The sequence below is a fragment of the Phormidium pseudopriestleyi FRX01 genome (assembly GCF_017313335.1).
GTDB lineage: Bacteria > Cyanobacteriota > Cyanobacteriia > Cyanobacteriales > Laspinemataceae > Laspinema > Laspinema pseudopriestleyi.
This window is the reverse complement of record NZ_JAFLQW010000256.1, coordinates 1-6281: the sequence shown is the minus strand read 5'-3', so window position 1 is coordinate 6281 and position 6281 is coordinate 1. Positions and strand designations below refer to the sequence as shown.

The window sequence follows — 6281 nt, the reverse complement described above, 5'->3', positions numbered from 1 at the left end:
TTTAGATAGTTGAAATTGTCGCTAATTCTTTCAAAAACAACGATATCGGTATCGATATACACAAATTCATCGAAGGGTCCAAACCAACAGGCTTGTTTTCTAAATTGATTGGGACGCGCAAAAAATTCCCCTCCAAAACTTTCCTGAAGTTTTTGAGCTAACCGTTTAATAAAGTCTAAATCTTCATAAACTTTTACCCCAAATTTTTCCTGGAGGGTGTGAGCAACTTCTTGATAGGTCTCGTCATAGGGAATCATTACAACCGGCACATCTGGATCATAAAACCGAATGCTATTCAGCAGGGCGATCGCCTGTTCCGTGACCCGATCATTGGCAACAATATAAATTCCACGACTCATACTTCTCTCCTCAACGGGTTAATCCTAATTTTCTCATCACACGTTTGACTAGCGAAGGAGGCAGATTGTAGGGTTTGGGTGGGGTGGTAAACTGAGGTCGCCCGGACGGTTCGTGCAAGTAACGATAATGTAAAAAGATATCTCGATAAGGAACATCAATATTTTCTCCGGCACAGAGGCGATCGAAGAGTTTGGAGGACAGACCAATATAATGGAGATAGGTCAACCGTTGTCCCTTATCATAAAGTGCCGTCTCTCTCATCTCGAAGTGGGGAGAGGTCACGGAATTGCCGGTGACTTGTTCTTTAGGCAAATGAAAGACTAAATTATAAAGGGGAATTCCCAGTCTCATTCTCATATAATTGAGCAGGGTTTGATCCGGGGCATTCGGGTACAAAACCTCTGCCTCAGCCTCGGATAATTTGGACAACAACCACTGCCGCTGTTCCTGATTAAACAGTCCGCGCTGACTGCCATAGAACCCGGAGCAAAAAATATCTTGCTCAATCTCTTCCGGTTTGAAGATTTCTAGTAACTTTTTGGACTGACCATTAAAAACATGAGATAGATCTTTATACTGGAAGTCATAGACGACAAAATCTTGTTGCTCTAGGGCATTGAAAATGAGATCTAGGGAATTGAGGACGACAATATCGGCATCACAGTAGATAAATTTTTCAAACTGACTTTCCGGATCGAAAGCACAATAGCGGCGATGAGTGCCGCTGCGATGCACCCCTTTGATGCCTTGTGCTGCCCAGGATTTCTTGGCAGTTGGATGTGTAGTCCATGCCTGATCCGCGAACTCGTCCCAGCGAGAAATCCGCTCGGTATCCGTGAGGAGGGTGACGTTGGGTCGGGTTTCTATCTCGGCCCGAACTTTTTCAATGCGATCGTCGTCAGGAATGACGGCAACGGGGAAGTCTGGCCCAGCATTGACTTCAATGCTGTTTAAAAGGGCGACAAGCTGGTTATAAACAACGTCATTGGCTAAGGTATAAATCCCTTTCGTCATGTTTGAAACTCTCCGTTTTTTCTACCCTTATTCTATCCAATTTATCCCCGGAGTTGGGCCGGGACCGATCCGATCGCCCTTGGTCTAGGTCAGACCCCTTCTCAAACCCCTTGTTGCTGAGGCGATCGCCACCCTAAATGTACCGTTAAATCTCAACCCCTACCCTACCATGAATTGACCCGAATTTCAATGCCCGATACTTCTGCGGGAAGTGGGCGGTGGTTAAGTTTTTTGGGGACCTACCACCACCCTCTGATTCCGATTCAGACTTATTTCTTCACATAATAATCCCTTGTTCCCTTGGCGCTGAGGGCTTCTCCGAGACGGGTTAACCCATGCACATAGGCGGCAGTGCGCATGGAAATGGAGAATTCATCGGCAATCTGCCAAATTTTCTCTGTTTCTTTTCGCATTCTCTTCTGCAAGCGTTCCTCAACTTCCTCCAATTCCCAATACAAACCGCTGCGATTTTGGAGCCATTCAAAATAACTGACGGTGACGCCTCCGGCATTGACTAAAATATCTGGAACCACATAAATTCCTCGGTCTTCTAGGATGCGATCGGCCCCGGAACTAATCGGTCCATTGGCAACTTCAAAGATATATTTGGCCTTGATATCTTGCACATTGGCTTCCGTAATTTGATTTTCCAAGGCAGCGGGAATCAAAAGATCTACATCTAAGGCCAACAGTTGTTCATTAGTGATAGTTTCATGTTCCACAATATTACAAACCGAGTCTTGACAATAGACGGCTTGAATCCCGTGGTTAGATTTTTTGTACTGGAGAATGCTGGGAATATCTAGGCCTTTTTTGGCATAAATTCCCCCTTGAGAGTCGCTGACTGCGACTACTTTGTATCCGGCTTTGGCGAGGAGTTCGGCCACCACAGAACCGGCATTTCCAAATCCTTGAACGGCAACGGTGGTTTGATGAGGAAGTCGGTCAAATTTTGCCATGATGGCTTCAATGACATAATAGGCCCCGCTGCCGGTGGCGGTATCCCGACCTAAACTGCCGCCTAGGGTGACGGGTTTGCCTGTAACAACGCCGGGATTTAGGGAACGACTGATAATATTATATTGATCCATCATCCAGCCCATGATGGTGGGGTTCGTATAAACGTCTGGTGCGGGAATATCGACATTCGGGCCAATAAAGTCGGCGATCGCATCAATATAACCCCGAGTTAGTCGTTCTAATTCCAGTTTAGAAAGTTCTTTCGGGTTGACGGTGACGCCTCCTTTTGCGCCGCCAAAGGGTAAGTCGAGAACTGCACATTTGAAGGTCATCCAAAAGGCTAGGGATTTAACTTCATCCATTGAAACATTGGGATGATAACGGACGCCTCCTTTTCCCGGACCTCGGGTATCGTCATAGCGGACTCGATAGCCTTGGAAAATGCGTAAAGAACCGTTATCCATGCGCACGGGAATGGAGACGTTTAAACTGGCTTTAGGATATTTAAGATATTCGAGGGCGTCTTCAGAAATCGAGACGTATTTCATGGCCCGTTCTAAGCGTTTGCTGGCATCTGCAAAGAGTGAATCGGACATTTTAGTATGCTCCATATTGGCGATCGCGCTGGTGGTGCAAACCCTAAATTACCCCGGTTTTCTACAAGGCGAAGGCATTTCAAGTCCGGTGAATCTAACGATGAGCCTCTGGCATGAGTCTAAAGAGACCCCCTGGAGGCGTTTTCGGTTATTGATAAGCCTAAGATATAGAATTATCCAAAAAAATATTTTAGGCTTATCCGGTAAAAATCCAGGGCAGTTCGGTTGGTACGCAACGCACTACTGTAGTTTATTATACAGTTTTTAGGGAGATTTCAGGATATTTAAACGCGGCGACTGCTGCCTATTTCAGGGATAATTCGTTGAGACCTGTATCGAACTCCTCGATCCCCGTGATTATTTAGAATAGAACTGCATTGAACTGATGGGAAAGGTACATCCTCTAAAAGGCGGGTGAGCTCAGGAGTAACCATGCAGAGGGAGAGAAAACTGGAAAGGGCCGAATCGGATTCCAGGCAGATAACGGCCTGAGCATTTAAACTATGAACAGGGGATGCAGCAAAACCCCAACGAGGCAGGATGCGATCGCCACCCACTTCGATATCTGCGACCAAAACCGCTCGGCGATCGCTGATCGTTCAAACTCCGATAGCTAGACTAGGTGAGCGGAAACCATAAGATTCCAAGAGACTAAATTGCCAATATGATGATTCCACTCCTAGCGGCGCTATCGGCCTCAGCAGCAGGGGGTCTGCGGATTGCCCTACCGCTTCTGTTAATCGGTTTGTTAAATGCGGATGAATTATGGTCCCGCGTCCCCCTGCTGTCGCGGATTTCCCCCCAGGTGGCGATCGGGGTTTTGGTGAGTTGGTCCTTATTTGAACTATTTGCCTCCAAACAACCCTGGGGACAGCGCCTCCTCCAAAACGTCCAACTGGTATTTAGTCCGTTTGTTGGGGCAATTATGGGGATGGCGATCGCAGAGGCGAGTTTTGGGGACGACAGTGATGCCCCCACCTTTATCGTTGCCCTAATTGGCGTCATCGGCGGATTATTGGCCTTGGTACTACAACTGGTGCAAGTCGGGTGGTTCTATCGCCTCGGAAAATTACCCCTCTGGGCTATTCTGGCTCAAGATGCCTTATGTATTTGCCTCGTGCTCTTCGCCTTCGACGCCCCCACCCAGGGTGGCATTATTGCCTTACTCCTGTTATGGTTAGCGATTCGTTCGTCCCAGGAGTGGTATCGCTGGTATATCCAGCAGGGTGGGCGGAAAAATCCGCGCCAGAATAAAACCGAACCAGATTGAATTTCCCCCGCACAAAAGCCGACCCGAAACCCGGGACTCTCTGGGTTCTGGCTCCCTGCTAGGCCCTGCCGGAAACTGAGAAATCCCTCAGTCTCCGGCAGCAACTACAGCAATCCGATGAAATGTAACGGTCCATGACCACTGATTAATTCAATCAATAGTCCCATAAACCCGAGCATTGCCAGTCGTCCGTTCCAGACTTCTGCCGCCGTTGTCATGCCCCATTCCCATCTTTCTTGGGGATACATTTTGAAGTTTTTCTGAGGACGCATCACCAGATCCAAGGTCAAGGGTGGCGCATCGATCGCCTCTATGACTAAATTGGCTAAATCCTCAATAAACACCGGATGAGTATTTAATGCCGGAACTCGCTGGAAATTTTCAATTCCCGCTTGTTCAGCCACTTCTCGATACTCCATATCGATTTCTTGGAGAGTTTCGATATGTTCCGAGACAAAGCTGACTGGGACAACCAGTAAATTATTGACCCCTTCTGCCGCTAACTCAACGATCGCATCTTCCGTATAGGGTTGAAGCCATTCCACTGGACCCACTCGACTTTGATAAGCGAGGGTATGAGGATTGGGACGATTTAGGGTTTGCACGATCAGTCTCGTACATTCCTCAATCTCATGCTGATAGGGGTCGCCTGCTTCTTCTACATAGCTGACTGGAACCCCATGAGCACTAAAGAAAATATGCACTTGGTCTGGATTTTCAAACCTATCCAGTTCTCCGGCGATTAGTTGCGCCATCGCTTGCAGATAACCGGGACGCTGATACCAGGAGGTGATAACTGTGTGTTCTTGGGGAGCCAGAGAGGGGTCTTCTGACCAAATTTTTTCCAATAATCGGAAACTAGACCCACTGGTACTAATTGAAAATTGGGGATACAGAGGGAGGATGACTAATTGTTCGACGCCATCGCGCTTGATGCGGGCGATCGCCTCTTCGGTAAACGGATGCCAGTAGCGCATTCCGATGTAAACCTGAACATCCTGTCCCTTGTCCTTTAAACTCTGTTGCAAGGCGATCGCTTGTTCTTCCGTAATCCCACGCAACGGTGAACCCCCACCAATTTCCATATAATTGGCTTGGGATTTTTTACTCCGCAGGCTCGAAATCAGCCATGCTAGGGGTTTTTGCATCCACGGAAAAGGCAACCGAATGATTTCCGGGTCAGAAAACAGGTTGTACAAAAAGGGTCGAACATCTTCAATTTGCTCCGGCCCACCTAAATTCAGTAACAGTACCCCTACACGGCCCATAGCAGTCACAGTTTCCTTAGAGTTTTCATTATTGTTTACTTATTTTAACAATAATACCGTTGATTAAGTCACAGTTTAAGTTAAATCTGAATTTTTATTCAAGGGGGTATCCGTGGCAACAATTCTCAGAGACTGGAGTTATCGCTATCAGTGGCTTTATGATGGCATCTCCCGCATCGCCGCCCTCAGCGTCGGAGGGGAATCTCGCTTTCGTCAGTTAGCCCTCGAAGGGCTCACCCTCCATCCCGAGACCAAAATTCTCGATTTGTGCTGTGGGAGTGGTCAAGCCACCGCCTATCTAGTCCAATCTTCCCACAACGTCACCGGCTTGGATGCCTCTCCCCTCTCCCTGAGTCGGGCGCGAAAAAATGTCCCCCAAGCCTCCTACATCGAAGCCTTCGCCGAAAATATCCCCATTGGCGAGAGTGAATTTGACCTCGTGCATACCAGCGCCGCCCTGCATGAAATGGATCCAGAGCAATTGGGGCAAATTCTCCTTGAAGTCTATCGCGTCCTCAAACCCGGAGGAACTTTTGCGATCGCTGATTTTCATCCGCCCACTAATCCCCTCTTCTGGCCCGGATTGGCCGTATTTTTCTGGCTATTTGAAACCGAAACCGCTTGGCAATTACTCCAAACTAATTTACCCGAACTCTTGCAACAGACTGGATTTCAAGTTGATTCTCCTAGACTTTATGCCGGGGGGAGTTTGCAAGTGATTCAAGCTCAAAAATCCTCAAAATAGACGGATAGCCCTGTCTAAGGGACCAGAAACCGGGTTTCTACGTTAAATTTTGTCTGATTCCCTAAATT

5 protein-coding genes and 1 pseudogene are annotated in these 6281 nt (G+C 47.6%); 2 read left to right on the top strand and 4 right to left on the bottom strand.

Annotated features, from left to right (window positions below):
- From J0895_RS09460 to J0895_RS09450, 3 genes and pseudogenes are all read right to left on the bottom strand, one after another.
- Positions 1-359 (bottom strand): annotated as a pseudogene (locus J0895_RS09460) (Npun_R2821/Npun_R2822 family protein); the annotation flags it as partial.
- Between the two features lie 10 nt (positions 360-369).
- On the bottom strand, positions 370-1374 hold the full coding sequence (locus J0895_RS09455; RefSeq protein ID WP_207087854.1) for an Npun_R2821/Npun_R2822 family protein: 1005 nt from the start codon (positions 1372-1374) through the stop codon (positions 370-372).
- A gap of 269 nt (positions 1375-1643) precedes the next feature.
- A complete protein-coding gene (locus J0895_RS09450) occupies positions 1644-2930 on the bottom strand; it encodes a Glu/Leu/Phe/Val family dehydrogenase (RefSeq protein ID WP_207087853.1) in 1287 nt (428 codons plus the stop codon).
- Between the two features lie 667 nt (positions 2931-3597).
- On the opposite strand from J0895_RS09450, the gene J0895_RS09445 reads away from it, so the two are divergent.
- Positions 3598-4200: a DUF4126 domain-containing protein gene (locus J0895_RS09445; RefSeq protein WP_207087855.1), complete on the top strand. Its 603-nt coding sequence runs from the start codon at positions 3598-3600 to the stop codon at positions 4198-4200.
- A 104-nt stretch (positions 4201-4304) separates the two neighbouring features.
- Here the strand turns inward: J0895_RS09445 and hemH are convergent, their stop codons facing one another.
- On the bottom strand, positions 4305-5468 hold the full coding sequence (gene hemH / locus J0895_RS09440) for a ferrochelatase (RefSeq protein ID WP_207087852.1): 1164 nt from the start codon (positions 5466-5468) through the stop codon (positions 4305-4307).
- Between the two features lie 112 nt (positions 5469-5580).
- Here hemH and J0895_RS09435 point away from each other — a divergent pair, with 112 nt between their 5' ends.
- The gene (locus J0895_RS09435) at positions 5581-6213 is read left to right on the top strand and encodes a methyltransferase domain-containing protein (protein ID WP_207087851.1); all 633 of its coding nucleotides are present in this window, start codon (positions 5581-5583) and stop codon (positions 6211-6213) included.
- The last annotated feature ends 68 nt before the right edge of the window (positions 6214-6281 follow it).